General features: G+C 68.3%; 21 protein-coding genes. 6 read left to right on the top strand and 15 right to left on the bottom strand.

The window, feature by feature from the left end:
• Positions 1–3: 3 nt before the first annotated feature.
• Both aroC and psbA read right to left on the bottom strand, forming a co-directional pair.
• Positions 4–1,092 (bottom strand): chorismate synthase, encoded by a 1,089-nt coding sequence (gene aroC, locus EVJ50_RS08375; protein WP_150883452.1) that lies wholly within the window; start codon positions 1,090–1,092, stop codon positions 4–6.
• 191 nt (positions 1,093–1,283) lie between these two features.
• Positions 1,284–2,363, bottom strand: coding sequence for a photosystem II q(b) protein (gene psbA / locus EVJ50_RS08370; protein WP_150882476.1), 1,080 nt, complete (start codon positions 2,361–2,363; stop codon positions 1,284–1,286).
• 162 nt (positions 2,364–2,525) lie between these two features.
• On the opposite strand from psbA, the gene cofG reads away from it, so the two are divergent.
• Together cofG and EVJ50_RS08360 are read left to right on the top strand one after the other, a co-directional pair.
• Positions 2,526–3,485 carry a 7,8-didemethyl-8-hydroxy-5-deazariboflavin synthase subunit CofG gene (cofG, locus tag EVJ50_RS08365; RefSeq protein ID WP_225322861.1) on the top strand — a complete coding sequence of 320 codons (960 nt, stop codon included), beginning with the start codon at positions 2,526–2,528 and terminating at the stop codon, positions 3,483–3,485.
• A gap of 116 nt (positions 3,486–3,601) precedes the next feature.
• Entirely contained in the window at positions 3,602–5,158 is a 1,557-nt protein-coding gene (locus EVJ50_RS08360) for a photosystem II high light acclimation radical SAM protein (protein WP_370455639.1), read from the top strand.
• A 1-nt stretch (position 5,159) separates the two neighbouring features.
• Here EVJ50_RS08360 and EVJ50_RS08355 read toward each other — a convergent pair whose 3' ends face one another.
• From EVJ50_RS08355 to EVJ50_RS08345, 3 genes are all read right to left on the bottom strand, one after another.
• On the bottom strand, positions 5,160–6,041 hold the full coding sequence (locus tag EVJ50_RS08355) for a type II CAAX prenyl endopeptidase Rce1 family protein (RefSeq protein WP_150883448.1): 882 nt from the start codon (positions 6,039–6,041) through the stop codon (positions 5,160–5,162).
• 3 nt (positions 6,042–6,044) lie between these two features.
• Complete coding sequence (clpS, locus tag EVJ50_RS08350; protein ID WP_225322860.1) at positions 6,045–6,437, bottom strand: ATP-dependent Clp protease adapter ClpS; 393 nt, start codon at positions 6,435–6,437, stop codon at positions 6,045–6,047.
• Between the two features lie 68 nt (positions 6,438–6,505).
• Entirely contained in the window at positions 6,506–7,732 is a 1,227-nt protein-coding gene (locus tag EVJ50_RS08345; RefSeq protein WP_150883446.1) for an LL-diaminopimelate aminotransferase, read from the bottom strand.
• A gap of 70 nt (positions 7,733–7,802) precedes the next feature.
• Between EVJ50_RS08345 and EVJ50_RS08340 the strand changes: the two genes are divergently transcribed.
• The 3 genes from EVJ50_RS08340 (at position 7,803) to EVJ50_RS08330 (ending at position 13,489) form a co-directional block, all read left to right on the top strand.
• A complete protein-coding gene (locus EVJ50_RS08340) occupies positions 7,803–10,508 on the top strand; it encodes a TIGR03960 family B12-binding radical SAM protein (protein ID WP_150883444.1) in 2,706 nt (901 codons plus the stop codon).
• 318 nt (positions 10,509–10,826) lie between these two features.
• Entirely contained in the window at positions 10,827–12,845 is a 2,019-nt protein-coding gene (locus EVJ50_RS08335) for an Rne/Rng family ribonuclease (protein WP_150883442.1), read from the top strand.
• Positions 12,842–13,489, top strand: coding sequence for a ribonuclease HII (locus tag EVJ50_RS08330; RefSeq protein WP_370455468.1), 648 nt, complete (start codon positions 12,842–12,844; stop codon positions 13,487–13,489). The genes EVJ50_RS08335 and EVJ50_RS08330 overlap by 4 nt, the downstream gene beginning before the upstream one ends.
• Here EVJ50_RS08330 and EVJ50_RS08325 read toward each other — a convergent pair.
• Positions 13,392–13,967 carry a DUF1997 domain-containing protein gene (locus EVJ50_RS08325; protein WP_225322859.1) on the bottom strand — a complete coding sequence of 192 codons (576 nt, stop codon included), beginning with the start codon at positions 13,965–13,967 and terminating at the stop codon, positions 13,392–13,394. The genes EVJ50_RS08330 and EVJ50_RS08325 overlap by 98 nt on opposite strands.
• A gap of 35 nt (positions 13,968–14,002) precedes the next feature.
• Here EVJ50_RS08325 and pheA point away from each other — a divergent pair, with 35 nt between their 5' ends.
• On the top strand, positions 14,003–14,878 hold the full coding sequence (pheA, locus tag EVJ50_RS08320) for a prephenate dehydratase (protein ID WP_150883440.1): 876 nt from the start codon (positions 14,003–14,005) through the stop codon (positions 14,876–14,878).
• Here pheA and EVJ50_RS08315 read toward each other — a convergent pair.
• The 9 genes from EVJ50_RS08315 to EVJ50_RS08275 all read right to left on the bottom strand — a co-directional run bounded on the left by EVJ50_RS08315 (position 14,848) and on the right by EVJ50_RS08275 (position 23,694).
• On the bottom strand, positions 14,848–15,855 hold the full coding sequence (locus EVJ50_RS08315) for a methyltransferase domain-containing protein (RefSeq protein WP_150883438.1): 1,008 nt from the start codon (positions 15,853–15,855) through the stop codon (positions 14,848–14,850). The genes pheA and EVJ50_RS08315 overlap by 31 nt on opposite strands.
• A gap of 8 nt (positions 15,856–15,863) precedes the next feature.
• A complete protein-coding gene (locus EVJ50_RS08310) occupies positions 15,864–16,544 on the bottom strand; it encodes an LON peptidase substrate-binding domain-containing protein (protein ID WP_150884950.1) in 681 nt (226 codons plus the stop codon).
• Between the two features lie 72 nt (positions 16,545–16,616).
• Positions 16,617–16,937, bottom strand: coding sequence for a 30S ribosomal protein S10 (gene rpsJ, locus EVJ50_RS08305; protein ID WP_150883436.1), 321 nt, complete (start codon positions 16,935–16,937; stop codon positions 16,617–16,619).
• Positions 16,938–17,051: 114 nt separating this feature from the next.
• Positions 17,052–18,281, bottom strand: a complete 1,230-nt coding sequence (gene tuf, locus EVJ50_RS08300; RefSeq protein WP_150883434.1) for an elongation factor Tu — start codon at positions 18,279–18,281, stop codon at positions 17,052–17,054.
• A gap of 42 nt (positions 18,282–18,323) precedes the next feature.
• Positions 18,324–20,399, bottom strand: coding sequence for an elongation factor G (gene fusA, locus EVJ50_RS08295; protein ID WP_150883432.1), 2,076 nt, complete (start codon positions 20,397–20,399; stop codon positions 18,324–18,326).
• A gap of 92 nt (positions 20,400–20,491) precedes the next feature.
• Positions 20,492–20,962: a 30S ribosomal protein S7 gene (rpsG, locus tag EVJ50_RS08290; RefSeq protein WP_150883430.1), complete on the bottom strand. Its 471-nt coding sequence runs from the start codon at positions 20,960–20,962 to the stop codon at positions 20,492–20,494.
• A gap of 83 nt (positions 20,963–21,045) precedes the next feature.
• On the bottom strand, positions 21,046–21,420 hold the full coding sequence (gene rpsL, locus EVJ50_RS08285; protein ID WP_150883429.1) for a 30S ribosomal protein S12: 375 nt from the start codon (positions 21,418–21,420) through the stop codon (positions 21,046–21,048).
• 59 nt (positions 21,421–21,479) lie between these two features.
• On the bottom strand, positions 21,480–21,827 hold the full coding sequence (locus EVJ50_RS08280) for an AIR synthase (RefSeq protein WP_150883428.1): 348 nt from the start codon (positions 21,825–21,827) through the stop codon (positions 21,480–21,482).
• Positions 21,828–21,930: 103 nt separating this feature from the next.
• Positions 21,931–23,694, bottom strand: coding sequence for a phosphodiester glycosidase family protein (locus EVJ50_RS08275; RefSeq protein WP_225322858.1), 1,764 nt, complete (start codon positions 23,692–23,694; stop codon positions 21,931–21,933).
• Positions 23,695–23,819 lie beyond the last annotated feature (125 nt).

Raw genomic sequence — 23,819 nt, 5'->3', positions numbered from 1 at the left:
GGTTCAGAGCAGACTGCACTGGCCCTGCTGCCGCAGCAGGTGATCCGCCAGCACCAGGCTCACCATGGCCTCCACCATCGGCACGGCGCGGGGAAGCACGCAGGGGTCATGCCGCCCGCGGGCGGCGAGGGTGGTGGCGGCCCCGGTCACATCCACCGTGCGCTGCTCCTTGCGGATGGTGGCCGTGGGCTTGAAGGCCACCCGGATCCGGATCGGCTCGCCGTTGCTGATGCCTCCCTGAATGCCGCCGGAGTTGTTGGTGGCGGTGCGCAGGGACCCGTCCTCACTGGGCAGGAAGGCATCGTTGTGTTCGCTGCCCTTGAGCAGCGTTCCCGCGAAGCCGGAGCCGATTTCGAATCCCTTGGTGGCGGGCAGTGACATGACCGCCTTGGCCAGGTCCGCCTCCAGCTTGTCGAATACCGGCATGCCCAGACCCACCGGTGGCCGGCGCACCAGGCAATCGATCACGCCGCCGCAGGAATCTCCCTCGCGCCCGATCGCTTCGATCCGCTCGATCATCGCCGCCGCCGCCTCGGGCTCCGGGCAGCGCACCGGTGTGGCCTCCACGGCATCGCGGTTCACCAGGGCCGGATCGATGCCGGCTTCGATCGTGTGGATCCGCTGCACCCAGGCGATGACCTCGGTGCCGTGGGTGCGTGCCAGCAGCTGCCGGGCGATGGCTCCGCCCGCCACCCTGGCGATGGTTTCGCGGGCCGAGGCCCTGCCGCCACCGCTGCGGGCCTGGATGCCGTACTTCGCCTGATAGGTGGCATCGGCGTGGGAGGGGCGGAAGGCCTGCTGCACCTCGCCGTAGTCCTTCGGGCGCTGGTCCTTGTTGCGAACCAGCATCGCGATCGGGGTGCCCAGGGTCACGCCGTCCAGGAGCCCGCTGAGAATCTCGACCCGGTCCGCCTCCTTGCGCGGCGTGGTGATGCTGCTCTGACCCGGCCGGCGACGATCCAGATCGCTCTGGATGTCCTCGAGGCTGAGGGCGAGCCGCGGCGGACAGCCATCCACAATCACACCCACGCCGCCGCCGTGGGATTCACCGAAGCTGCTGATCCGGAAGAGGGTGCCGAAGCTGTTGCCCATGCGCCACCTGGTGTGCCGTGAGCGTAGGCAACCGGGCCCGACGGTCAGGCCAGCCGCGTCAGCATCGATGCGCTCGATGGCGCCGGCATGGGAACGCTGCAGCGGCTGCGCTCGCCATGAAAAAGGCCCCCGCATGTGCGGGGGCCGGTCTACAGGCAGCCGGGTGATCCGGCCCTGGCAGTGGGGGTGGATCAGCCGATCGCCGGAGCGGTCAGGGCCACAGGCGTGGACTCGGCAGCAGCCAGGTCCAGCGGGAAGTTGTGAGCGTTGCGCTCGTGCATCACTTCCATGCCCAGGTTGGCGCGGTTCAGCACGTCAGCCCAGGTGTTCAGCACACGGCCCTGTCCATCAAGGATGGACTGGTTGAAGTTGAAGCCGTTCAGGTTGAACGCCATCGTGCTCACGCCAAGGGCGGTGAACCAGATGCCGATCACAGGCCAGGCAGCCAGGAAGAAGTGCAGGCTGCGGCTGTTGTTGAAGCTGGCGTATTGGAAGATCAGGCGACCGAAGTAACCGTGGGCAGCCACGATGTTGTAGGTCTCCTCTTCCTGGCCGAACTTGTAGCCATAGTTCTGGCTCTCGCTCTCGGTGGTCTCACGAACCAGCGAGGAGGTCACCAGCGAACCGTGCATGGCGGAGAACAGGCTGCCGCCGAACACACCGGCCACACCCAGCATGTGGAAGGGGTGCATCAGGATGTTGTGCTCAGCCTGGAACACCAGCATGAAGTTGAAGGTGCCGCTGATGCCGAGGGGCATGCCGTCGGAGAAGGAGCCCTGACCGAAGGGGTACACCAGGAACACGGCGCTGGCAGCAGCCACGGGGGCGCTGTAGGCGACGCAGATCCAGGGGCGCATGCCCAGGCGGTAGGAGAGTTCCCACTCACGGCCCATGTAGCAGAAGACGCCGATCAGGAAGTGGAAGACAACCAGCTGGTAAGGACCGCCGTTGTACAGCCACTCATCCAGAGAAGCGGCTTCCCAGATGGGGTAGAAGTGCAGGCCGATGGCGTTGCTCGAAGGCACAACAGCACCGGAGATGATGTTGTTGCCGTAAAGCAGCGAGCCGGCAACCGGCTCACGGATGCCGTCGATGTCGACGGGGGGTGCCGCGATGAAGGCGACGATGTAGCAGATGGTGGCGGCCAGCAGCGTGGGGATCATCAGCACACCGAACCAACCGACATACAGACGGTTGTTGGTGGAGGTGACCCATGCACAGAACTGGTCCCACACCGAAGCGCCGGAGCGCTGCTGAATGGTGGTGGTCATGAGATCGGAAAAGATGTCTGCAACGGAACCGGGGCGAAACCCAGCCCCGCCAGCAGGCGGGATGGAAGGGGCGCGGGCGGAAACCCGTCCCACGTCCACAACGACTGTAACAGAACATTGCGGGTTCGTTACATGGATTTAAGGATCGGGAGGCGGGGGCAGGTGGGCTCGGCCGTCACCTTCAGTCCCGCGCTGACCCTCGTCCCCACCCGAGGCTGCTTCAACGACTGCGCCTACTGCGGTTTCCGCCTGCCCCCGACCCAGGCCGATCCCCTTGCGGATGGCGAGGCCGTCGAGGCGATGCGGGCACGCCCCGAGGCCGCTGAGATCCTGTTGCTCTCGGGCGAAGTGGCTCCGGGCTCGCCGCAGCGCGCCGCCTGGTTCGCCCGCCTGGTTCGCCTCAGCCGGCTTGCCCTGATGGCCGGCCGCCTGCCCCACACCAACGCGGGTCCGCTCAGCCTGGCGGAGATGGCCGCCCTCGGCCGCCTCAATCCATCCATGGGTCTGATGCTCGAGGGACTGGGGCCGGCCTACGCGGCGCTGCATCGACGCGCGCCCAGCAAGGCGGAATCGGTGCGGATCGATCAGATCGCTCAGGCCGGTCGGCTCGGGATTCCCTTCACCACAGGCTTGCTGCTCGGTGTCGGCGAGTCGGCGGCGGACCGGGAGCGGGCCCTGACGCTGATCGCCCGACTCCAGGACCGCTTCGGCCACATCCAGGAGGTGATCCTGCAGCCCTGGCGGCCGGGCGATGCCGCGGCCCAGCCGCTCAACAGGCGAGAGCGGGCCGACGTTCTCGATGCGGTGGTGATGGCCAGAGCGCTGCTGCCGGGCTCCATCCATCTGCAGCTGCCCGCCAACCTCTGGCCCATCGATCAGCTGCCCCGGGCGCTGGAGGCCGGCATCGACGACCTCGGGGGCATCGACGACCGCGATGTCATCAATCCGGCCTACCGGCAGCCGACCCACGATGCCCTGCGCCGCTGTGTGGCCCAGGCCGGCCGCCGCCTGGAGGCCCGCCTGTGCGTGCACCGCGAGTGGCAGCGCTGGTTGTCCGGCCCGCTCCGTCACGCCGCTGAGGTCACGGAACAGTTGTTAGCGTCCCGCCATCACCGGTTCTGAAGGCTCACCGGTCCCCGTCATTCGCGCCCGTGACCCCAGCCGCAGCACTCCAGACCGCCCAGCGCCCGGACGCCGGCCCCGTTGCCGGTGGGCTGCCGCCGGCCCACGCGGAGCGGGTGCTGTTCGTGCGCCTGCCCTGCAATCCCATCTTTCCGATCGGTCCGATCTATCTGGCCGACCACCTGCACAAGGTGTTCCCGGACCTGCCCCAGGAGATCCTCGACCTGGCCGCCCTGCCCGTGCTGGATGTGGGGCGGATCCTGATTGAGCGGGTCGAGAGCTTCCGGCCGACCCTGCTGGTCTTCTCCTGGCGCGACATCCAGATCTACGCCCCGGTCGATGGGCGCGGGGGGAACCCACTGCAGCACTCCTTCGAGGTGTTCTACGCCCGCAACCCGCTGAAGCGGCTGCGGGGCGCCTGGGGCGGCCTGCGATTGATGCGCAGTTTCTACGGCGAGCTGTGGCGGAACATGCGCCTGATTCGCCGGGGGCTGCGCCACGCCCGCCGCCACAACCCCGGCGCCCGGGTGGTCCTCGGTGGCGGCGCGGTGAGCGTGTTCTATGAGCAGCTGGCCCGGGACCTGCCCCGCGGAACGGTGGTGTCCATCGGAGAGGGCGAGCCCCTGCTGGAGAAGCTGCTGCGCAGACAGCCGCTGGCCGGCGAGCGCTGTTTCGTCGTCGGGGAGCCCCCGCGCCCGGGCCTCATTCACGAGCAACCGGAAAGCCTGCGCAAATCCGCCTGCGATTACCGCTACATCGCATCGATCTGGCCGCAGCTGAACTGGTATCTCGAAGCGGGTGACTTCTACGTCGGGGTTCAGACCAAACGCGGCTGTCCCCACAACTGCTGCTACTGCGTTTACACCGTGGTGGAGGGCAAGCAGGTGCGCCTGAACCCCGTTGAACAGGTGGTGGCCGAGATGCGCCAGCTCTACGACCGGGGTGTGCGGGGGTTCTGGTTCACCGACGCCCAGTTCATCCCGGCCCGCCGCTACATCGATGACGCCAAGCAGCTGCTGCGGGCCATCCGCGCCGAGGGCCTCACAGGCATCCGCTGGGCGGCCTACATCCGCGCCGACAACCTCGATGCCGAACTGGCGGAACTGATGGTGGCCACCGGCATGAGCTACTTCGAGATCGGTATCACGTCGGGCTCGCAGGAGCTGGTGCGCAAGATGCGCATGGGCTACAACCTGCGCACCGTTCTCGAGAACTGCCGGCTGCTTGCCGCGGCCGGGTTCCGCGAGCACGTGTCGGTGAACTACTCGTTCAATGTCATCGACGAGCGCCCGGAGACCATTCGCCAGACCATCGCCTACCACCGCGCCCTCGAGGAGATCTTCGGAGGGGACCATGTGGAGCCGGCCATCTTCTTCATCGGCCTGCAGCCGCACACCCATCTGGAGCAGTACGGCTTCGATCAGGGTCTGCTCCAGCCGGGCTACAACCCGATGAGCATGATGCCGTGGACCGCCCGCAAGCTGCTCTGGAACCCCGAACCCATGGGCCGCACCTTCGGTCGCATCTGCCTGGAGGCCTTTGACACCGACCCCGCTGATTTCGGCCGCACGGTGATGCGTCTGCTCGAGCGCGATTATGGGCGCGCTCCGCTGGAGGAGGCCCTGAGGGCTCCGGTGGAGGGCCAGCGGGCCATGGCCAACGCCAGGCGCTGACTCAGGCCGCGTCAGCCGGCGCCCGTCCGGCCCTCCGGCGGCCGGGCCTCCATCCCTGCAGGTGTACGAGCCAGGCGCCCAGCCCCAGCCATCCCGCCAGCCCCCCGATCGGGTTGGCGGCCGCGCCTCCGGGGCCGATCAGCAGCGCCGGAGCATCGGCGGGGAGCTCCACAAGCCCCGCCACCAGGAGAAACCAGCCCCCCACGAGACCACCGTGGAAGCCGATGGCGCCGCCCAGGCGTCCGCCGTCCCGCCGCCGCTGCAGTGCCAGGGCCCAGCCCAGCAGCAGCAGCCCGCCGAGGAGGCTGAGCATGGCGCTGGGCCCGAGATTGAAGCGGGTGTGGGCCACGGAGAACACCGCCGCCTGGCTCAGTAGGGCGGGTTGCTGACGGCAGCCGGGGTCACCCAGCCGCTGACCCAGCTCACCCCAGAGCCAGCCGCGGAAGAGCACCTCCTCCGCCAGCCCCACCCCGAGCATCAGGGCCAGGGCGTTGCCTGCGATCCCGGCAGTGAGGCGTGGCTGCCACTGGGCCCATCCCCCCAGCAGCAGAACGACCACCAGCGGGCTCAGCAGTGCGGCCGAGGCCAGAAGGCCCCGGATCCAGGCCAGCAGCTGCTGCCGGAGCGGGCCCGCCAGTCCGAGCTCCCTCCAGGGCGCCTTGCTGCGCCACCGGCGCCGCACCCAGCCGGGGAGGGTGGCCAGCAGCAGGAGCACGCTGATGCCGGTTCCGATCAGGGCGATGGAGGCCGGCTCCGGCTCCGGTCGCCAGATGCGCAGGGGCAGTGCCAGCAACCAGCCGGCCGCGTAGAGCAGCGGCACGTAGAGCAGGGTCAGCGACCAGGCACGCACCGCACGGAGGCCCGGACGGAGCCGGGGAGCCATGCCTCAGTCCTCCGGCTCGATCGTGCTCGTGAGTCCCTTGGCCTTGAGGGTCTCGCTGTAGAACTCCGCCGGTTCGAGATCGCAGACGATCACCAGGCCCACACCGGTGTTGTGAGCCTCGAGCATCACGGCGATCGCATCCTGCTCGCTCAGCGAGGGCACCACCTGCCGCAGCGTTGTGACCACATATTCCATGGAGTTCACCGGATCGTTGTGGAGCAGCACCCGGTAGCGGGGTGAGTGCTTGCGCACCCGCTCCGGTGCCTTCTCCAGAACGGCGGCTCCACCGGGAGACCGCGTGGGGCTCTCACTGGCGCCGGCCGTGGCGGCAGGATCCCGCCGCAGCGGGAGCTGAAACGGTGCGCTGCTGCTGGAGGCGGAGATCGGGTCCCTCATGGGCGGGATGGCGATGGACGGTCGGTGGGTGTGGGTGCTGCTCCTGAGAGGCTGCGGTTCCGGGACCCTCAGAGGTTGCGGATCCGCTGCATCGCCTCCTCGACGTTGGCGCGGCTGTTGAAGGCCGAGAGGCGGAAATACCCTTCGCCTGCCGCCCCGAAGCCGCTTCCGGGGGTTCCCACCACATGGGCCTTCTGGAGCAGCTGGTCGAAGAAGTCCCATGAATCGAGTCCTTCCGGGGCTCTGAGCCACACATAGGGAGCGTGCTCGCCTCCGTGGACGCTGATGCCCGCAGCACTCAGCTCCCGGCGAATCAGGGCCGCGTTGTCCATGTAGAAGCGCACCAGACGGTTCACCTGGGCCTGCCCCTCCGGGCTGTACACCGCCTCGGCGCCACGCTGAACCGGATAGCTCACACCGTTGAACTTGGTGCTCTGGCGCCGGTTCCACAGGGGCCAGAGCTCCACCTCCTCTCCCGCCGCCGTGCGTCCCGTCAGGCCGCGCGGCACCACGGTGAGGGCACAGCGGGTGCCGGTGAAGCCGGCGTTCTTGGAGAAGGAGCGGAATTCGATCGCACACTCACGCGCGCCATCGATCTCGAAGATGGAGTGGGGAAGCTCCGGGTCCTGGATGAAGGCCTCGTAGGCGGCATCAAAGAGGATCAGCGACCCATGGGCGCGGGCGTAATCCACCCAGGCCTTGAGCTCGCCGCGGCCGGCGACGGCACCGGTCGGGTTGTTGGGAAAGCAGAGGTAGATCAGATCCACCGGCTCGTCCGGGATCGCCGGCGAGAAGCCGTTCTCCGCCGTGATCGGCAGGTAGGTGAGGCCGCCGTAGCGGCCGCGTTCATCCGCCGGGCCCGTGTGGCCGGCCATCACGTTGCTGTCCACGTACACCGGATACACCGGATCGGTGACGGCGATGCGGTTGCCCGGGCCGAGGATGTCGAGGATGTTGCTGCTGTCGCACTTGGAGCCATCGGAGATGAAGATCTCCTCAGCGCTGATCGAACAGCCGCGGGCCTGGAAGTCGTGGCTCGCGATCGCTTCCCGCAGCCAGGCGTAGCCCTGCTCCGGGCCGTAGCCGCGGAATCCCTCAGCCGTGCCCATCGCATCGATGGCGTTCTTCATCGCCGTGCGGCAGGCCTCGGGCAGGGGCTCGGTGACATCGCCGATGCCGAGGCGGATCAGGGCGGCATCGGGATTGGCTTCACTGAAGGCCTTCACCCGCCTGGCGATCTCGGGAAAGAGGTAGCCCGCCTTGAGCTTGAGGTAGTTCTCGTTGACCTGCACCAAGGGCCGTATCCAGCATGGGTGGGCATCCTGCTACAGGAGCCGCTGAGGGTGCCGGCCCCATCTGATGTCCATGGTGTCCATCGCCCCCTCCATTGATCGGTCGTCGCCACTCGATCTCACAACCCTTGTGGACGCCGGCCTGCAGCGACCGGCCCGTTATCTCGGCAATGAGCTGGGGGTGATCCGGCGCGACTGGGGGAGCGACTGGCCGGCGGCGCGGGTGCGCTGGTGCCTCACCTACCCCGAGCTCTACGAGGTGGGCGCCAGCAACAGCGGCCACGTCATTCTCTATTCGATCCTCAATGCCGTTCCTGGGCAGCTCTGCGACCGCTCCTACCTGCCGGCACCCGACATGGCCGGCCGTCTGCGGCAGCGAGGCCTGCCCCTGTTCGGCGTGGAGAGCCGCCGGCCCCTGGCCGCCTTCGATGTGCTCGGCTTCTCGCTGAGCTACGAGCTCGGCGCCACCAACATCCTCGAGATGCTCGACCTGGCGCGCCTGCCCCTGCGCAGCGCCCAGCGAGGCGATCGGCCGCTCGATCATCCGGAGTCCCCACCGCTGATCTTCGCCGGCGGGCCCACGGCCACCAGCAATCCGGAGCCCTACGCCGCCTTCCTCGACTTCGTCGCCCTCGGCGATGGGGAGGAGCTTCTGCCGGAGATCGGTCTGGTGGTGGCTGAGGCCCGCGCCGCAGGCCTGAGCCGGAGCGCCGTGCTGCGCGATCTGGCTCAGCTCCGCGGGGTCTATGTGCCCTCCCTGTATGCCACCGCTGGCGACGGGGTGCGCCTGGTGCCGCTGCATGCCGATGTGCCGGCGAGGCCGGTCCGGCGTGTGGCGACGCCCATGCCCCACTACGCCATGGGGCTGGTGCCCCACCTGGAGACGGTTCACGACCGGCTCACCGTGGAGATCCGCCGGGGCTGCACCCGCGGCTGCCGCTTCTGCCAGCCGGGCATGCTCACCCGCCCCGCCCGCGATGTGGCGCCGGATCAGGTGATCGAGGCGGTGGAGACCGGCATGCGCCGGACGGGGTACAGCGATTTCACCCTGCTCTCCCTCAGCTGCAGCGACTACCTGTCTCTGCCGGCTGTGGGCGTGGAGCTGCGCAACCGCCTGTCCGCGGCGAACGTGAGCCTCAACCTGCCCAGCCAGCGCGTTGATCGCTTCGATGAGGACATCGCCCACATCCTCGGGGGAACCCGGCGGACCGGGCTGACCTTCGCGCCCGAGGCGGGCAGCCAGCGACTGCGGGACATCATCAACAAGGGCCTCACCGACGCGGACCTGCTGCAGGGCGTGCGCACGGCGATGCAGAGCGGCTACCGCCGCATCAAGCTCTATTTCATGATCGGCCTGCCGGGCGAGCGCGACGCCGATGTGGTCGGCATCGCCGACACCTGCCGCATGCTGCAGCGGCAGTGTTCGGATCTGGGGCGGCTCACGCTGAATCTCACCATCAGCACGTTCACGCCCAAGCCGCACACCCCCTTCCAGTGGCACAGCGTCAGCGTCGCCAAACTGCAGCGCCGTCAGGCGCTGCTGCGGCAGGCCGCGGCGCCTCTGCGGGGCGTGCGGCTCAATGTCACCGATGTCCGCCTGGCGGCGATGGAGGATGTGCTGGGGCGGGGCGATCGCCGGCTGGCTGATGTGATCGAAGCCGCCTGGCGCGGCGGTGCCGGGATGGATGCCTGGTTCGAGAACCTCGATCGCACCTTCGCCGCCTGGACCCGCGCCATCGACGCCGCCGGCCTCACCGGAGCGGTGCGGGCGCTCGAGATGGGCGGCTGGCAGAGCGCCACCGATCTGGGCGATGCGGGGCTGCAGGCCTTCTGCGAGCGGCCGCTTCCCTGGGATCACATCGACTGCGGTCTCGACAAGCGCTGGCTGGCCGAGGATCTGCAGAGGGCACTGCGCCGGGAGGTCGTGCCCGACTGCTCGTTCGAGGGCTGCAGCCAGTGCGGGGTCTGCGGCCCCGCACTGGGGCACAACGTGGTGCTGCCGCCGCCGCCGATTCCCGGGCGACAGCCGACCGTGCTCCCCCCCAGCCAGCGGGCCTGCCGCCTGCGCTTCCGCTTCGCCAAGCGCGGGGATGTGGCTCTGATCAGCCATCTCGATCTGGTGCGGCTGCTGGAGCGGGCCCTGCGCCGGGCCGGGCTCCCGGTGAGCTTCAGCGCCGGCTTCCATCCTCTGCCCCGCCTTCAGGTCGCCCTGGCCCTGCCGCTCGGGGTGGAAGCGGATGGCGAGTGGATGGACATCGATTTCCAGCGGGAGGTGGAGCCGGACCGGGTGCTCCAGGCCCTGCAGGCTCAGCTGCCTGACGGGTTGCTCCTGGAGGCCTGCAGACGTGTTCCCATGAACGGGGCGGGCCTCTCCAGGCTTCTGCGCTCGGCCCTCTGGCAGTGGCGGGCCCGCGCCACCGTGTCGATCCCGGAGGACCGCTGGGACGAGGGACTCCGGCAGCTCCTGGAGGCCGCGGAACTCATCTGGTCCGATACCGACAAGAAGGGGCGTCCGCGCCGCCGCGATGGCCGACCCCTGCTGCTGCGGCTGGATCGAGGCTCCACGGAGCCCGGCTGTGTCCCGGCCGGTTCGGTGACACTGGACCTGGAGGCCGGCATCGATCCCCAGGGCCGCAGCCTGCGGCCCGAACAGATCACCCACTGGCTGTCGGAGCGGCTCGGTGTGCCGCTGAAGGCCGAGGCCCTGCGGAGGTGCGGGCTGGTTCTTTCCGATGAGAGCGGATGGCCTGAAAGGCAAGCAGCGGCGGTGCTAGCGTGAGTGGAGGGAATACAGAAAGATCCGGTTCAGGTCATCTTTCCTCCACCCGCTCTTTTCCCACCTTCCCTCCCGCGACACCACTGCTGCCATCGAGGCCTCGGCCGATCGATCGCACTGGTGCATCTCTTCCGGGGCCCTGTCCCCATCCAGCCGTTGTGTGCTCCCTGGGCGTCCTCTCTGAAGGGGGATGGCCACTGAGTCAACACGTGCTTTCTCCGTCATCCCCAGTCGGTGTCTGTCTCCGTGATCGCCTCACGGTCACGGATCTGATCGCCCCGGCTTTCTGCCGGCAGTGGTCCTGGGGTTTCTCCCCTTGTCATGTCACTGCAGATCGTCATCGCCGAGCAGCTGCGCATCGCGGCTGTGCTCCACGACGAACGGGTCGATGAACTGGTCGTCGCTCAGGGCCGCTACCAGATCGGCGACGTGTACCTCGGTACGGTCGAGAATGTTCTTCCCGGGATCGACGCGGCTTTCGTCAACATCGGCGAAAGTGAGAAGAACGGCTTCATTCACGTCAGCGATCTCGGCCCTCTCAGGCTGAGGAAGGGTGCGGCCGGCATCACCGAGCTGCTCTCCCCCAGGCAGAAGGTTCTGGTTCAGGTGATGAAGGAGCCGACCGGCACCAAGGGGCCGCGGCTCACCGGCAACCTCTCCCTTCCCGGTCGTTTCCTCATCCTGCAGCCCCACGGCCAGGGGGTGAACATCTCGCGCCGCATCGCCGGCGACGCCGAGCGGAACCGCCTGCGTGCCCTCGGGGTTCTGATCAAGCCTCCCGGTGCCGGCCTGCTGATCCGAACCGAGGCCGAAGCGGTGAGCGAGGAGCTGCTGATCGATGACCTCGAGGCTCTGCTGCGTCAGTGGGAAGGCATTCAGCAGGCGGCGGAGAACGCCAGTCCGCCGGTTCTCCTCAATCGCGATGAGGACTTCATTCACCGCATCCTGCGGGATCGCTACTCACCCTCCCTGGTGCGGGTCGTGGTCGACACCCCGGAGGCGGTGAAGCGGGTGAACGCCTTCCTCGGCGAAAGCGCATCGCATCTCCTGGTGGAGCACCATCAGGAATCCGTCGAAATCCTGGAGCACTACCGGGTCAACGCCGCCATCCGCGACGCGCTGAAGCCACGCGTGGATCTTCCATCGGGTGGTTCGATCATCATCGAGCCCACGGAAGCGCTCACCGTGGTGGATGTGAATTCCGGCTCGTTCACCCGCTCCGCCAATGCGCGGGAAACGGTGTTGTGGACCAACTGCGAAGCGGCAACGGAGATCGCACGCCAGCTGAAACTGCGCAACATCGGCGGGGTGATCATTGTCGACTTCATCGACATGGATTCGCGGCGCGACCAGCTGCAGGTGCTCGAGCAGTTCACCGAAGCGATGCAGAGCGACGGTGCCAGGCCCCAGATCGCCCAGATCTCCGAGCTGGGCCTGGTCGAGCTGACCCGCAAGCGCCAGGGTCAGAACATCTATGAACTCTTCGGCCGGGCCTGCCCCAGCTGCGGTGGCCTCGGCCACGTCGCCGTTCTGCCGGGGCGCGACACCATGCAGCCCCTGGCCACGGCCACCGGCCTGGTGCGCAGTGCCGCCTCCGCCAGAGCCGAGAGTCCCGCCCCGGCGGCAGCCGCCGGCTCCAACGGCGGCGGTCGCCGCCGCCGTGGCGGCCGGGGACGCGGCGGTGCCTCCGAGGTGCCGGAGACGCCTGCTGAACTGACGGTCGTGGCGCCTCTGCCCCTGACTGAGGACTCCGCTGTCGGACCGGTCGATCCAGCCGTATCGGAGCCTTCCGGCGAGTCAGTCATCGGCTCCGAGGCGCCGCCCCGTCGCCCGGAGCCGGAGGTGGTGGCGGTCGCGATGACGCCTGAGCAGGAGGAGGTGTACGCCCGCCTGGGTCTCAGTCCCGCCCTGCTGCTGGAGACGCCGCCCGATCCGGAGACGGCGGTGATCCGGGTGGTGCGTCCCGGCGAGGACGCCGATCAGATCGTTGCCGAGGCCAGGGCCCAGCTGGCGGCGGCCGGTTCGCGGCGGCGGCGTCGCGGCCGTGGCGGTTCCGGTGGAGGTGGAGGTGGGGCTGCCCCGGCTGCGGGCGGACAGGGCCGCAACGGTTCCGCCCCGGCGGCGGCCGGCGAACCGTCCGACGACAGCTCCCTTGCCGGCGAGGGTCTCGATGCCGGCCCGGCGCCGGTGGCCATCACCCCTCTGCCACAGGAGCCCGTCGATTCGCCACCTCCGACCGACGCGGCGCCCGCCACGCCAGCGGAATCCGCGCCGGAGGCTGAGCCCGAGCCCCAGCGCCGCCGTCGCCGTCGCTCCTCGGCGCCGGTCGCCTTGGGGTGATCACCGCCGGTGTGGATGAGGTGGGCCGGGGCTGTCTCTTCGGCCCTGTGGTCGCCTCCGCCGTGGTGCTGCGGGAGTCGGCCGCTGCACAACTGGCCGCGGCAGGTCTCACCGACAGCAAGCGGCTGAGCCCCGGCCGCCGCGCGGCCCTGGTGCCGCAGATCGAGGGCCTGGCCGACGACTGGGCGCTGGCCGAGATCTCAGCCGAGCGGATCGATGCCCTCGGCATCCGTCCGGCGACGGAAGCCGCCATGTGCTCGGCTCTCGGCAGGCTGCAGCGCCCCCCTGATCTGGTCCTCGTGGACGGCAATCTGCCCCTGCGTGGATGGAGCGGCGCGCAGCGATCGATCGTCGGAGGCGATCGACTGGAGATGAGTATCGCCGCGGCCAGCGTCCTGGCCAAACAGCACCGGGACGGGGTCGTCAGGTCGCTGGCCGCCGAGCACCCGGGCTACGGGTTGGAACGCCATGTCGGCTACGCCACGGCGGCCCACCGCGCCGCACTGGTGGAGCTGGGGCCCACGCCCCTGCATCGGATCAGCTTCCTCAGCCGTGTTCTGCAGGGGACCCGCTGGCAGGCTGCTGCGGCTGGGCGACCCAGCGGCGGAAATCGCGCAGCAGCTGCTGCCCCACCCGACCCTTGATGCCGAGCAGGATTCCGTTGAGCACGGTCTGACCCGTGGCTTCCAGCACCGTGCGGGGGATCAGGCGCAGCAGGGGCGGCCGGCTCACCTCTACCGCCAGGCGAGCCTCCCCCTCCAGTCCCCGGCCGTTGGCGGCCAGCTGGGCCTTGAGCCGGAGGTCGAAATCGTCCACCAGGCCGAGACCCTCCAGGCTGCACTCGGTGGCTTCCATCGTCAGCTGTCCATCCCGCTCGTGCACCTGCAGCGTCACCACGGGCTGCACGCTGAGCTGAAACACCTGCACCCGGGTCACCTCGTAGCGCCAGAGGCCGGGATGGATCGCCGTCAGGTGGCGCGGGTCGAGCAGCGCCTGGAGCACCCGCTCCTCCTGCTGCAGATAGGCCGGGAGCTGATCCGCATGGTCGCTGACCATGAGGCTGAGACCCTGACTGGCGCCGAAGGCCAGGCGCATGGGCGATACCGGGCTGTCGCAGGGCATGATCCTATCGATGCCCTTCCGGAGCTTCCTCCTCCATGCGACTCGCCTTCCTCGGACCCGTGGGCACCTTCGGCGAGCAGGCGGCCATCACCCTGATGCGTCACGAGGGCCGGCGGGATGTGGACCTGGTGCCGCGCACCGGCATCCGGGCTGTGGTGGAGGCCCTGGTGGCCCGGGAATGCGACGCGGCGGTGGTGCCCGTGGAGAACTCCGTGGAGGGAGGGGTCACCGCCTCCCTGGATGCCCTCTGGCAGCACCGGGAGCTGTGCATCCGCCGGGCGGTCGTGCTGCCGATCCGCCACGCCCTGCTCAGCAGCGGCAGTCTGGAGACCGTCAGCGAGGTGCTCTCCCACCCCCAGGCTCTGGCGCAGTGCAGCGGCTGGCTGGCTGAGCACCTTCCCGGCGCCCTGCAGCTGCCCACCAGCTCAACGGCCGAGGCGGCCCGGATGGTGGCCGGCAGCCGTTTCCGCGCGGCGATCGCCTCGCCCCTGGCCGGGGAGGAGCGGGGGCTGCAGCAGCTCGCTTTCCCGATCAACGATGTAGCGGGGAACTGCACCCGCTTTCTGCTGCTGGAGCGGGGGGAGCGCCGCTACGAAGGCCATCTCGCCAGCCTGGCCTTCTCACTTCACAGCAACCGTCCCGGGGCCCTGCTCGAAGCCCTGGCCGTGTTCGCGGATCGCGGGCTCAACATGAGCCGGATCGAGTCACGCCCCTCCAAGCGTGAGCTCGGTGAGTACATCTTCTTCGTGGATCTCGAGCTGGGGGACCATCGCGATCACCAGGCCGGCCAGGTTGCCGTGCGCGATCTGCTCGATGCCCTCAGCCGCGCCTGCGAGACCGTGAGCTGCTTCGGGGTCTACAGCACCCTGGATCTCAGCGATCAGCCGGAGGCGGACGCCACTGGGGCCTGACGATCCGGGCCGATCCGGAGCCGGAACACGCCGAACTGCATCAGACCCGTGGCGAAGGCCCAGCGCATCAGCAGCAGGGTGGGGGTTTCCCTGAGGCCCTGCAGGACGGCGGCAGGACCAAGACCCAGCACCGCTCCGGGCCGGCGCAGGCCTTCGGCGATCGAGTCGATCCAGCTGGGCAGGGTGGCGGTCGTCCAGTCGGCCGTCTCGATCGGCCCTCTCCGCTGCTGGCTCGTTTCGAGATGATGCCTGAGGCCGGCGATGCTCGCGAATTCCGGGTGGGCCCACTGGTCGAGCAACTGGCGCATCACCCAGCATTCCCGGGCCGAGAGGGGGCCCGCTGCTGCATCGCGTCGGTTCCAGTCCGCCACGGCCAGTGCGCCTCCCGGGCGCAGCACCCGCAGCAGTTCATCGGCGTAGCGCTGCTTGTCGGGCATGTGTGGACCGGCCTCCACGCTCCAGACGCCATCGAAGCTGCCCTCGTCCAGCTGCAGATCGAGGGCGTCCATCACCGCGAAGCGGCAGCGCCCGGCGAGGTCATCCGGGGTCAGGGCCCGGGCCCGCTCCACCTGGGCGGGGCTGATGCTGATGCCCAGCACATCGAAGCCGTAGTCGCGGGCAAGAATGCGGCTGCTGCCGCCGATGCCGCAGCCCACATCAAGCACGCGCGAGCCGGCCGGCAGCGCATCCAGTCCGCTCCAGCGCACCAGTTCATGCACGAAGGCCGCTTTGGCTCTGCGGAAATCGACGGGCTGGGGGGGGTCACCGTAGTGCCCCAGGTGGATGTGCTCGCCCCAGAGCCGTTCCAGCAAGGCGTCGCCGGTCCAGCGGTCGTAGGCCTCGGCCACGGAGGCCGACCCCTGATAACGACGATCCCGTTGCTGCCAGAGGCTCACCAGACCGGCTCCGGCCGACAGGGTGAGCAGCAGGCCCAGACGCTGCTTCTGGCGCGGGGCGGGGGGATGGATGCGGGCCATGCAGTCAGTCAGGCCGAGGGGGATGGTTCCGCACCATCGCTGCCAATGTCCTGGAAGGTCTGCTTGAGCACGGTGCGGGCCGCCAGCTGACGGCGGGTCTGATCGAGCAGGTCCATTTCCTGCTGCAGCCGCGCACGGGTGTCGGTCAGCTCCAGCAGGGCCTGTTGCTCATCGGCCACCGGGCCTCCGAGGTGGGCTCCGATCCAGAAGGAGAGCTCGCGCGGAAGGTCGGGCAGGTCATCGGGGAGTTCGGAGGGTTTGCCCACCAGCTTTCCGGTCAGATCCACCACATCCCGCAGGGCGGTGCGCACGTCACCGCTCAGTTGCTCGAGCGCCTCCGGTTCGGCCGGTGGCTCGTCCTCAAGCCAGCTCACCATGGCGACCCGGAAGGGAGCCTCCCGGATGATGTTGAGCACCCGGAAGCGCTGCTGACCCATGGTGACGATGTTGCTGCGGTCGTCTTCCTGGGTCTGGCAATGCAGGATCTCCGCGCAGCAGCCGATCGGGGCGCAGGTCTGGTTCTGGGGGTCCCAGCGGACCACACCGAAGCGACGGTCAGAGTCCATGACCGTGCGCAGCATCATGCGGTAGCGCGGCTCGAAGATATGAAGTGGCAACACTTCCTGGGGGAAGAGCACCACATCGGGCAGGGGAAAAAGGGGCAGCTCCCGTACCGCCAGATCGGCCACTGAGGCAACATCACGCACGATGAAATCACCCTAGGTCGGCCGAAGCGGTGGCGGTGGGCAGCCTGGTCGGTCTCAGAGCTTGACTTCGATGTCCACGCCGCTGGGGAGATCGAGCTTCATCAGCGCGTCGATCGTCTTGGCGGAGGGGCTGTAGATGTCGATGATGCGACGGTGGGTGCGCGTCTCGAAATGCTCACGGGAATCCTTGTCCACGTGGGGCGAACGGAGCACGCAGTAGATGCGACGCTTGGTCGGCAGAGGGATGGGGCCGATGGCCGTGGCCGCCGTGGTGTCGGCCGTTTCGATGATCTTGTCGCAGGAGAGGTCCAGCATGCGCCGGTCGAAGGCCTTGAGCCGGATACGGATCTTCTGCTGAGCGATCGTTGCAGACATGGAGAGTGTGGGGTGTGGAGCCCTGTCGGGCCGGTTGGATTCAGTTGTCGAGGTGCGAAAGGGGCCGGGGGAGATGGCCGCAACCACCTCCCCTGCCGGGGAATCAGATCCGGATCACTCGAGGATCTTGGAAACAACGCCGGCACCGATGGTGCGGCCGCCTTCACGAATGGCGAAACGCATGCCCTGCTCGATCGCCACCGGGCAGATCAGCTGGCCGGTCATCTTGATGCGGTCACCCGGCATCACCATCTCAACGCTGGAGCCGTCATCTGCGGTGAAGGCCGTGATCTGACCGGTCACGTCGGTTGTGCGGATGTAGAACTGCGGCCGGTAGCCGGCGAAGAAGGGAGTGTGGCGGCCGCCCTCCTCCTTCTTGAGCACATATACCTCACCCTCGAACTTGGTGTGAGGGGTGATCGAGCCGGGCTTCACCAGCACCATGCCGCGTTCGATGTCGTCCTTCTGGATGCCGCGCAGCAGCAGACCGACGTTGTCACCGGCCATGCCCTCGTCGAGCAGCTTGCGGAACATCTCCACCCCGGTGACGGTGGTCTGACGGGTGTCCTTGATGCCGACGATCTCGACGGTTTCACCCACCTTGACCTTGCCGCGCTCGATGCGGCCGGTGGCCACGGTGCCGCGGCCGGTGATGGAGAACACGTCCTCGACGGCCATCAGGAAGGGCTTGTCCACCTCGCGCTCGGGCTCGGGGATGGACTCATCCACGGCATCCATGAGATCGAGGATCTTATCGACCCAGTCGTTCTCACCGCGCTTGGCGCTGCCGCCGCCCTTGACGTGATCGAGGGCCTGAAGGGCCGAGCCGGCAACGATGGGGATGTCATCGCCAGGGAAATCGTATTCGCTGAGGAGTTCGCGCATCTCCAGTTCGACGAGCTCGAGGATCTCCTCGTCGTCGACCATGTCGCGCTTGTTCAGGAACACCACCAGCGCCGGCACGCCGACCTGCTTGGCCAGGAGGATGTGCTCCTTGGTCTGGGCCATGGGGCCGTCGGTGGCGGCCACAACGAGGATGGCTCCGTCCATCTGGGCGGCGCCGGTGATCATGTTCTTCACGTAGTCCGCGTGGCCCGGGCAGTCCACGTGGGCGTAGTGACGGTTCTCGGTCTCGTATTCGACGTGAGCCGTGTTGATCGTGATGCCACGCTCCTTCTCCTCAGGCGCACCATCGATCTGATCGTAATCCTGGGCCTTGGCCATGCCGGCGGCGGCCAGAACATTGGTGATCGCTGCCGTCAGCGTGGTCTTGCCGTGGTCAACGTGACCGATGGTGCCGATGTTGACGTGGGGTTTGTTCCTTTCGAACTTCTCGCGAGCCATGATGAAAAAGAATCGGGGGGTTGGTGAACAGGGAGAGAAGGATCAGGACTGGCCCTGATTCTTGGAGATGATGGCCTCAGCCACATTGCGAGGAACTTCCTCGTAATGGCTGAATTCCATCGAGAAGATGCCCCGGCCCTGGGTCATGGAGCGGAGCTGGGTGGCATAGCCGAACATCTCGGCCAGCGGCACCTTGGACTGGACCTTGGAGGTGCCGTCATCGACGGACTGGCCCTCGACCTGACCCCGGCGGGAGGACAGGTCGCCGATGATCGAACCGAGGAAATCCTCAGGAACCTCGACCTCGACCTTCATCATCGGCTCAAGCAGCACGGGATTGCACTTCTTGACGCCGTCCTTGAAGGCCATCGAACCGGCGATCTTGAAGGCCATCTCGGACGAGTCCACATCGTGGTAGGACCCGTCGACCATGGTCACCTTCACATCGATCAGGGGGTAACCCGCGATCACGCCGGATTCGCAGGTCTCCTTCATGCCGGCCTCGGCCGGACCGATGTATTCCTTCGGCACGACGCCGCCGACGATCTTGTTGACGAACTCGAAGCCGGAGCCGGGCTCGCCCGGCTCCATCTCGATCACGACGTGGCCGTACTGACCCTTGCCGCCGGTCTGGCGGGCGAATTTGCCTTCGCCCTTGGAGGCGGCCCGGATCGTCTCCCGGTAGGACACCTGCGGAGCGCCGATGTTCGCCTCGACCTTGAACTCCCGCAGCATCCGGTCGACCAGGATCTCCAGGTGTAGTTCGCCCATGCCGGCGATCACGGTCTGGCTGGTCTCCGGATCGGTGCTGACGCGGAAGGTGGGATCCTCTTCCGACAGGGCCTGAAGCGCCTTGGAGAGCTTCTCCATGTCGCCCTTGGTCTTGGGTTCCACGGCAACGGAGATCACCGGTTCGGGGATGAACAGGGTCTCCAGAACGATGGGATCCTCTGCGTCGCAGAGCGTGTCACCGGTGGTGGTGTCCTTCAGGCCGAGCACGGCGCCGAGGTCACCGGCCCGGAGCTCGTCAACCTCCTCGCGCTCGTCGGCCTTGAGCACGATCAGTCGGGAGATGCGCTCCTTCTTGTCCTTGGTGGCGTTGAGGACATAGCTGCCCTTCTTCAGCACACCTGAGTACATGCGGACGAAGGTGAGCTTGCCGTAGGGATCGGCCATCACCTTGAACGCCAGGGCGCTGAAGGGGGCCTCGTCGTCGGAGGGGCGAACCGCTTCGTTGCCGTCGGGCAGCTGACCCTGGATCGGGGGCACGTCGACCGGGGCGGGCAGGTAGTCGACCACCGCGTCGAGCAGCAACTGCACACCCTTGTTCTTGAAGGCCGAGCCGCAGAGCATGGGAACGAGTCCGTGACGCAGCACGCCCTCGCGGATGCCGCGGCGAAGCTCCTCCTCACTTAGCTCGCCGTTCTCGAGGAACGCCTCCAGGAGCTCTTCGTCGGTTTCGGCGACACTTTCCATGAGCTTGACGCGCCACTCTTCGGCCAGCTCGCTCATGTCGGCCGGGACGTCGGCTTCCTGGATGTCCTTGCCCAGGTCGTCCTTGTAGATGTAGGCCTTGTTCTTGACGAGATCGATGATGCCCGTCAGGTCGTTCTCGGCGCCGATGGGCAGCTGGATCGGTGCTGCATTGGCCTTGAGGCGGTCCTTGATCTGGCCATAGACCTTGAGGTAGTCGGCGCCGGTGCGGTCCATCTTGTTGACGAACACCATCCGCGGAACGGAGTAGCGGTCCGCCTGACGCCAGACGGTCTCCGACTGGGGCTGAACCCCGCCGACGGCGCAGAAGACCGCGATCACGCCATCGAGCACTCGCATGGAACGCTCCACCTCGATGGTGAAGTCCACGTGACCAGGGGTATCAATGATGTTGATGCGGTGGTCGCGCCAGCTGGTGGAGATGGCGGCAGCGGTGATCGTGATGCCACGCTCACGCTCCTGGGCCATCCAGTCGGTCACCGCAGCGCCGTCGTGCACCTCGCCCATCTTGTGAACGACGCCTGAATAGAACAGGATCCGTTCGGTGGTGGTTGTTTTGCCAGCGTCGATGTGGGCGGCGATGCCGATATTTCTGACGCGTTCCAGGGGATAGGCGCGAGCCACAGGGAAGAACTCCGGGGAATCAGGACGTAAAAATCGGGCGCAACTCTACAAGTCGGACCCGGGCGGGCATGGGTGTTCCGCGGCTGCCGGGATCAGTAGCGGTAGTGGGCGAACGCCTTGTTGGCTTCGGCCATCTTGTGGGTCTCTTCCCGCTTGCGAACGGCGCTGCCGCTCTCGTTGGCGGCATCCATCAGTTCCGCGGCCAGCTTCTGAGCCATGCTGCGGCCGCCGCGGGCACGGGAGAAGCCCACGAGCCAACGCAGCGCCATGGCCGTGCCCCGCTCCTGGCGGACTTCCATGGGCACCTGATAGGTGGCGCCACCCACCCGGCGGGCACGCACCTCGACCAGGGGGGTGGCGTTGCGGACGGCCGTCTCGAAGACTTCGAGCGGTTCACCACCGGTTCGCTCGCCGATCAGCGCGAAGGCATCGGAGAGGATGCCCTGAGCCGTGGACTTCTTGCCGTGCTTCATCAGCCTGGCCACCATCATCGAGGCCAGGCGGCTGTTGAACTGGGGATCGGGAAGAACGGGGCGCTTCTCGGCAGCGTTGCGGCGTGACATGGAGAACGGTTGGTGTGGTGCTCGCGGGCGGAGCGTGAACGGTGGCGGCCGGCTTCAGCCCGGGCGCGCCTGAACGTCTGGTCTTATTCCTTCGGCGTCTTGGCGCCGTACTTGGACCGCGACTGGCGGCGATCCTTGACGCCAGCGGTGTCCAGCGTTCCGCGAATGATGTGGTAGCGGACGCCGGGCAGGTCCTTGACCCTGCCGCCACGGATGAGCACCACGGAGTGCTCCTGGAGGTTGTGACCGATTCCCGGGATGTAGGCCGTGACCTCGAAGCCGGAGGTGAGTCGGACACGAGCCACCTTGCGCAGCGCCGAATTGGGCTTCTTGGGTGTGGAGGTGTAGACGCGGGTGCAGACGCCGCGGCGCTCCGGGCAGGAGCGCAGTGCCGGAGACTTCGTTTTACGGGTCAGACGCTGGCGCTCGCTTCGGATCAGCTGCTGAATGGTGGGCATCGAGGGTCGGAGTGGGATCGGTCGTCCGACCGATTTCGACAATCGCTCACCTTACTGCCTCACTGACCCACCGTTCCTGCTCGGGTGAAGGCGGCTCCGCAGGGGCAGCAGCGCACGTCGCGACCGGCCCGGATCAGAAACCCGCCGCCGCTGAGATCGCCCCGGTAGTCGAGCGAGAGCCCCGTCAGCTGGTCCACCTGGTCGGCGGGGCTGTGAAGGGTGATGCCGTCGGCGCGGGCCACCGGCACCCCGGCCAGATGGCCGGGGCGGATCCGGATCACGTGCCGCTCACAGGCGCCTTCCAGCAGGTCGAGATGCATCAGCCCCGGCGTGCCCGCCACGGCGGCCAACCGGCCGAGCTCGGCCGCAGCGGTGGCGGTGAGACGAAGGCTGTGACCTCTCGGCATGGGGTCCGGATCGATTCGGAGCGGGGTCTGCGGGGAGGGGCCGGCGCCGGCCGTTGCTCCTGGCGGGCATGCTCTCACGGCTGCAGTGGCGAGGGAGGCCGGCTCAGGGAGCCACCAGGCCCAGTCCGCTGTGGACGCGGGCCGGCACGCCGCGTCCCATCACCGTCAGCTGGCCATCGAGCAGCAGGGCGGTGGAGCTGCCGCCATCGAGGTTCAGGGCCTGACGCATCCCGAGCCGCTGCAGCAGAAGGCTGGTTTCCAGCAGGGTCGGCCCCGGACCGGACACCCCCTCCAGGGTCATCAGCCAGAGCCGGCGTCCGTCCGTGGCGAGAACGGTCCGCGGTGCCGCCTGCTTCACAAAGGAGGGACTGAAGCCTTCGGCGCGGCCGTTGAGCACCACCCGGCCGTCCTTCAGCAGCAGGGGGCCTCCGCCGATCACAAAGGACCGCTGCCCGAGCGGATGGCTCGCGCGGCTGTTCAGCCTGAGGGGTGTGCCGACAGGCCAGGGGAGCGGTGCGCCCGCCCGCGACACCACCAGATCCACCCCCGCTCCCAGGGGAACCCCGCGGCTGAGAGCCGCCTGATCCAGCACCGCCTGCACCGTGCCGCCCCGGAGCAGAACCGCCCGCTCCTGGCCGCTGAGGGCCTGATAGACCCGGCCCCAGTCGGCGGTGTAGCGGCTCAGCCCCCGCTGCACATAGCCGCTGTTGACCGTGAGCACCGGCTGGGAGCGGCCATCGGGCCCCGTGAGGGTCTCGATCAGCCGCAGACGGTCGAACTGGGGCAGCTCGCCGGCGTTCCAGCCGGCCGCGCCTCGGTTGAGGATCGGGCCCGAATGCCAGCGGCCATCCAGGCGCAGGGCGCCGAGGGGCAGCTGGCGGATGCGGTTGAAGAACCCCCCGTTGATGGCGATCGGCGCGTCGCTCCGCCCCGCCAGGGCGCTCAGCGTGCTCAGGCCACGCATCCCGTCGCTCCGCAGCAGCGGTTTCAGCTGCAGCGGTGCACCACGGGACGGCGCCATCCCGACCCGGGTCACTGCGAAGCGACGCACCCCCACACCGCGCACGAGGCGGTCGATCGCAACTCCCTGGCTCAGCAGGGTCTGCAGGGTCGGGTTGAGCAGGGCCTGGGCCAGCGGCACCACGCCACTGGCGGAGGCGGTGCCGCCGGCACCGTCGAGCACGATCCGCCAGGGACCGGCCAGCGTGAACACCGCCGTGTCCGCGCGGACGGCTCCCCGGAGCCGCAGGCCGCCGGCCTCCTGGACGGGCTTCAGCCCCAGGGCGCGCAGCTGCGAGAGCAGGGCCGGCGTGCTGACCAGTCCGAGCACCAGATCGCCGCCCTGCTCCTCCACGAGCGCGGCGGCTGCCAGATCGAAGACGAGGCGGCGACGCGGGCCGGGAGGACCGGCCCGCAACTGCTCCACCGCTGCCGGCGGAAGGGTGATGTTGAGCCGCCCGTTCGCATGGCTGAGCGCAAGTCCCGCCTCCAGCAGCCGTGCGGTGACATCCACGGCCACCTCGTCCTCCAGCGTGCGCTGGGCGGCCGCCGGCAGATCGAAGGCCTCGCTGTACCACTGCAGCCTGAGGGTGGATGGATCGGCCGCCGGAGCACGCCGGAAGCCGAGTTGACCCTCCAGCAGCTCCAGCGGCAGCCAGAGGGCCTCGGGTCGTGTCGCATCACCCCCCTGCCACAGCCAGGGGGCCTGCCGCTCGCGGCCGTTGATCACCACCCGGGTGCCCCTGCTGGCGGGGCCGGCGCTCGCCCGCTCCCCGTCCGGTGCCGCCGCGGGCCGGGTCAGGGCGGAGGCGGCGTGCAGGCTTGGATCCGCGCTGGACCAGGCCGGTGCAGGGGGAAGCCAGTCCACGCGGAGCCGGGCATCGCGCCGCGACCCTAGGTCCGATTCCCGCCGTGCACCCGGACGGGCATGGCTGCCGGTCGCATGGCGAACAAAGCTTGCGGGAGCGAATCTCTAGGATTCCTTGATACAAC

The sequence above is a fragment of the Synechococcus sp. RSCCF101 genome (genome assembly GCF_008807075.1).
Classification (GTDB): domain Bacteria; phylum Cyanobacteriota; class Cyanobacteriia; order PCC-6307; family Cyanobiaceae; genus RSCCF101.
This window is presented reverse-complemented; position numbering and strand designations above follow the sequence as displayed.